The following is a 4770-nucleotide window of genomic DNA, read 5'->3' as shown; positions in this document are numbered from 1 at the left end:
AACAAGAGCAACCAATAATAAATAAGCCTAACATCAAAAGGGAATTAGATAAATTAAAATTTCCATTACATTTTATAGATTATGAGACCTATGCAAGTGCTATCCCAAGATTAGATGGTTTAAGTCCACATAAACATCTAACCTTTCAAGTATCTATTCACACACTAACAGAAGATAATACTTTAACGCATTTTGAATATGTATTAGATGCAATGCAAATGCCAACAGATATGCTCGGCGCCATGCATGACTTTACAGGAAGCACAGGCACATTTGTGTCTTGGCACGCAAGTTTTGAAACAGGCAGAAACAAAGACCTAATAGGATGGTTACCTCAATTTGCAAGCTACCTAACTTACATTAATGAGCATATGTTTGATTTAGAGACGATTTTCAAAAAAGACTACATAGACTATCGTTTTCACGGTTCAAGTTCCATTAAAAAAGTACAACCTATTTTAGTTCCTGATTTAAGTTATTCAGATTTAGATGTTACTAATGGTACTATGGCATTAGATACTTGGGGCAGAATGGTTTTAGACCCAAATTTTAATGAAGATATAGAAGCAACAAGGCAACACCTTTTAGACTATTGCAAATTAGATACTTTGGCAATGGTTAAAATATATGAAGTATTAAAAGGAACCATTAAATAAAGCATTAAAATAAGTAACAAAGTAAGTCGTTATAACACTTACAATAAAAAACATAATTAAGTTACTAATATAGTTTTTGGTATAACTATTGCTTTTAGTACTGATGTAAATGCCATTTTAAATAGTCATTTAAATACTATTTTATATCTTTGTATTAAGTATGTGCTTATATACAAACTATTTAAAGGAAGTATAAAAGAAGTTTTGAGTATAAGAATAGATATATCTAAAGTATTCCCTAAATATGCATTTTGGGATATGGATAGTAGTAAACTATCTCTTAAAAGAGATAAGGATATTATTATTCCAAGAGCTTTATATGCTACTACTAAGGACACATTTCTTAAGGATATAACTGTATTAGAAGCCTATTATTCTAAAAGAGAAATTGTAGATATTTTAAAGCATACTAAAGAGAATATTAGTAATCAAGTATGTGAATTAGTAAGTAAACGCTACAATACAAAACCTTTTTATCGCTACGCAGTATAATGATGCAGGCGGTTTCTTCTGCGCTTTTAAAAACCATTAAAGAATTACAGGCTTTACCAAGCCTTTCAATGTTCTCATTAGGTGGTGGTACAAATTTGGCTTATCGTTATAATCATAGGAAATCTATTGATATTGATTTATTCTCTAATGTAATAATTGGAATAGAGGGATATAAGAAGATTGAGGAAGAATTAAATGCTTTCTATGGCGATTCAATAATGAACCTTAGTTATCCTTGTGAAGAAAATGACCAATATGTTTTCCTTAGATGTCTTATTAAAAAAGGAGAAACAATTATAAAAGTTGAGGTACTTCAAAATATGAAAACAATGTATGACATCGAAATAGTTGATGAGATACGTTTTATTTCTAAAAAGGATATTGGCTTGTTTAAATTAGTTAGTGCTTCAAGTCGTTCTGCTAAAAAGGATATTTACGATTTAGACTATATAACCGAAGAAATTGATATAGTAGAACTCTTTGAGGAATTAAGAGTCAAACAGGCTAAGTTCAATAATGAAGAGGATAAAAGCATTTTTGATTTAGATGGTGATACATCACCTATTGCAAATCCTCTTCTTTTACTCAGTTTTGACAAAGCAACGACTACAGCTAAATCGTCAATACCCATACACTCAGATAATCATATTGATATAGTTGAAGGAAGTAAATCTTGGGCTTTGGCAAGATTAGAATGGCGTACTAAAGTAAGAAAACTATATAGACATTTAGATGTTGATTTTCCTGGACCCAAAGGGGTATCAATAAATTAAGAGGTTAAGCTAAATAAGTCCCCACAACCCAAAACCCAGTTTTTTCCCTTGCCCTGGCTTGAGCCTGTCGAAAGCTCAAAATCCTTGCCATAGCTCCATCTGGCATTTTCTCAAAAAGGTATACTATACCTTTTCTTAAAAAGTCCTGTGTTGTTCCGCTCACCATCCGCATATTTAGTTTTATGTCATAATAGTTGTACCCAACGCTATAATGGCAAATTGCTTGTTTTATTTAATAGTAATTATTTCTTTAATATTTGTACAATAAAAATGAAAAGAGCCATTGCCTTAGCCTGTCTTGAGCCTATCAAAAGGCTCAAACAACTATTACGCCACAAAACCAACGCCTTGCTATGTTACATAATACAAGTTATAGTAGCAAAAATCCTTTCAAGGGTTTGCTAACGCAGTATTCTTATATTTTCGTAGCTATAACTGGTATTATGTATAAAAGCCACACAGCAACCGCACAAATTGGAACTAAAATTTAACTTGTGGATATTCACGAGTACATTAATTTGAAATAGAAAAGACACGAGCTAAATAGCCGCTTATCCCACGCTCACATTGGAACATACAACCACATTTAGAACTATAATGAAACAGTAGTAAGATGAAGTTGGTTAGAATATTAGTTATCTCATTCATCTGCATAAAACCATCGTTAAAGCCTGTATTGAGCGTAGCCGAAATATCCAAGTATTCCTTACCTCAAGTCTTTGTTTATTTAATGTGTATGTATTTATTGTTTTTTAAAGGTCACATTGAACATCAATAGCATCATTTAGTTATGCGATTGAGATTTGTTGGTTGATGTTTCATTTCGTTAACCAAGTAAATTAGGATGCTTCTAACACAGCCATTAATCTGTGATTGAGGTATAGTTTTTCTTTACCAACCTTTTCAGACATTAAAAACCCAGCTTCTTCTAATTCCATTAAATAATTACCTACGGTTTTTGGTGTACCTAATTTGGCATCAATTAAAAACCGTCGTTTCGTATATGGTAATCTAAATAGTATTTCAACCAATTCTTTAGTATATACTTTGGGTAAGGTGTTTCTAATTTCTTTGGTCATTTGTTCCATTAAATCGGTAACATCTTTTAAACGTTGCAATCCTTTGTTTGCAGTATATTCTACCATTTCAAGCATATAGAGTATCCAACCTTCCCAATCTTTATTTTCGGTTACCTCACGTAATTTAGTATAATAGTCAGCCTTATTTTTAATGATATATTCGCTTAAATAAATAGCTGGAGTATCTAATAATTTTTCAAGTTTTAAATAGAGTAATAACAAAATACGTCCTGTTCTACCATTACCATCACTAAAAGGGTGTATCGCTTCAAATTGATAGTGCATTAATGCCATTTTAATTAATGGGTCTACAGTAGCTGAACCATTTATAAAGGTTTCAAGGTTAGCCATCTTTTCTCTTATTATAGCTTCACCTGTTGGTGGTGTGTAAATAGTTTCGCCATTAGCATTTTTTAATGCAGTTCCAGGCGTTGTTCTAATACCTGCGGTATTTTTTTTAATGCTTTGTACAATTTCAACACATAGGTTTGTACTTATAAAAGGACGTGTTTCTATTTCCTGTAAGCCATTCCAAAGAGCTTCCTTATAACTTATAACTTCTTTTGTTGCTGGGTTATCAAATTTTTTATCTGCTACTAAAGATTTATACAAATCGTCATTAGTAGTTATTATGTTTTCTATTTCAGAACTTGCTTTAGCCTCTTGTAAATGAATAGTATCTAAAAACAATGTTGGGTTTGGTAAATTGGTAAGCATACCATTAAGTTGTGCTAATGCTCTACTGGCATCAATGGTCTTGCGTAACACTTTAGTAGTTTCTAAAGTTGCTTTTGGTGGTAATAGTGGTAGGCTATTATAAGGTGTATTTCTATTAAATTTTGCCATTTTTAACAAGGGTAAATATTACTTGCATTATCTTAACGAGGGTAAATATACTAAAAATTTACCTTTGTTTTAGTGATAGGTGTAATTATTACTCTCGTTAAATAGATAGGAATAAAATAAAAAAGAAAGCAAATATAGGTAGCTTCCTTCAGCCAACGCTCAATACTGTAAAGGTCAAGCCCTACGGGTTTTGAATAAAACTTTTTTAAGAAGCAATCGCTATAGGTTTCAATATTTTAGAGTAAAAAACGTTTACCCAATTTTCGTGCAAACGATAGCCGAACCAAATTTATATGAGTTTTGCCGAGTGCAGCCGAAAAAAGATGTGATCAAAAACCTTGACAGCATCATCCACGCTACCTTTAACATTGGCTGTCTTTTTTCTTTTCTTCAAAAAAACTTGAATTTTGATTAAATGTGGCATCAGTAGAAGTAGGCAGAGTACTTGTATTGTATAAGTTTAAGGCTGTTTAGGGAGCATTTACTTGCTCAGCCATAACCACATAGGTATTATCAGAAATGTCTATGGCTTGTAGAGATACAAATCCCGTTTGACCATTTAAAGGTGCTTCTATCCTAAAGTTTTTGTTCGCTTTATTTAAGCCAATACGCGCCCCAAAGTATAGTTATAACTAATAAATAAATCAGGAGCAGACTCACTCTCAAAGGTATAAACCTCTCCTATTGAAAATTGCGAGCCGATTGTGCATTTAAGTTTAAAAACACACGTAATAACAACAATAAATAAATCGTTATTTTTTTCCAGTAGTGTCCGATAAAAAATTTTAAAAGTGGGATTTCCAATATAGGATTTCCCACTTTATTTATATCTTCATTTCGACCAAAAAAAGAGATATGAACAAAAGTACAAACTTTAGTGGAACTCCTGTCGTAAAGCAAATTTTAGAACATATTTTACCTGCA

Annotated in this window: 4 protein-coding genes; 3 read left to right on the top strand and 1 reads right to left on the bottom strand. The window is 31.8% G+C overall.

Annotation, left to right across the window (positions count from 1 at the left end):
- From HKP48_RS03225 to HKP48_RS03215, 3 genes are all read left to right on the top strand, one after another.
- A partial coding sequence (locus HKP48_RS03225; protein WP_296342732.1) for a DUF2779 domain-containing protein occupies window positions 1–656 on the top strand: 656 nt, incomplete at its 5' end.
- Between the two features lie 204 nt (window positions 657–860).
- Window positions 861–1148 carry a hypothetical protein gene (locus HKP48_RS03220; RefSeq protein ID WP_296342730.1) on the top strand — a complete coding sequence of 96 codons (288 nt, stop codon included), beginning with the start codon at window positions 861–863 and terminating at the stop codon, window positions 1146–1148.
- A complete protein-coding gene (locus HKP48_RS03215; protein ID WP_296342728.1) occupies window positions 1148–1921 on the top strand; it encodes a nucleotidyl transferase AbiEii/AbiGii toxin family protein in 774 nt (257 codons plus the stop codon). Before HKP48_RS03220 ends, HKP48_RS03215 begins: the two co-directional genes overlap by 1 nt.
- An 839-nt stretch (window positions 1922–2760) precedes the next feature.
- Here the strand turns inward: HKP48_RS03215 and HKP48_RS03210 are convergent.
- Complete coding sequence (locus HKP48_RS03210) at window positions 2761–3846, bottom strand: Fic/DOC family N-terminal domain-containing protein (protein ID WP_296342727.1); 1086 nt, start codon at window positions 3844–3846, stop codon at window positions 2761–2763.
- Window positions 3847–4770: the final 924 nt, after the last annotated feature.

Origin of the sequence: Winogradskyella sp., assembly GCF_013042245.1 — a bacterium.
Classification (GTDB): Bacteria; Bacteroidota; Bacteroidia; order Flavobacteriales; family Flavobacteriaceae; genus Winogradskyella.
The sequence above is the reverse complement of the archived record's forward strand: the minus strand, read 5'-3'. Positions and strand labels throughout refer to the sequence as shown.

Excerpts from the sequence above, each read along its gene's own strand:
- HKP48_RS03210 (WP_296342727.1), bottom strand. The coding sequence starts at position 3,846 with ATGGCAAAATTTAATAGAAATACACCTTATAATAGCCTACCACTATTA.
- HKP48_RS03215 (WP_296342728.1), top strand. The coding sequence starts at position 1,148 with ATGATGCAGGCGGTTTCTTCTGCGCTTTTAAAAACCATTAAAGAATTA.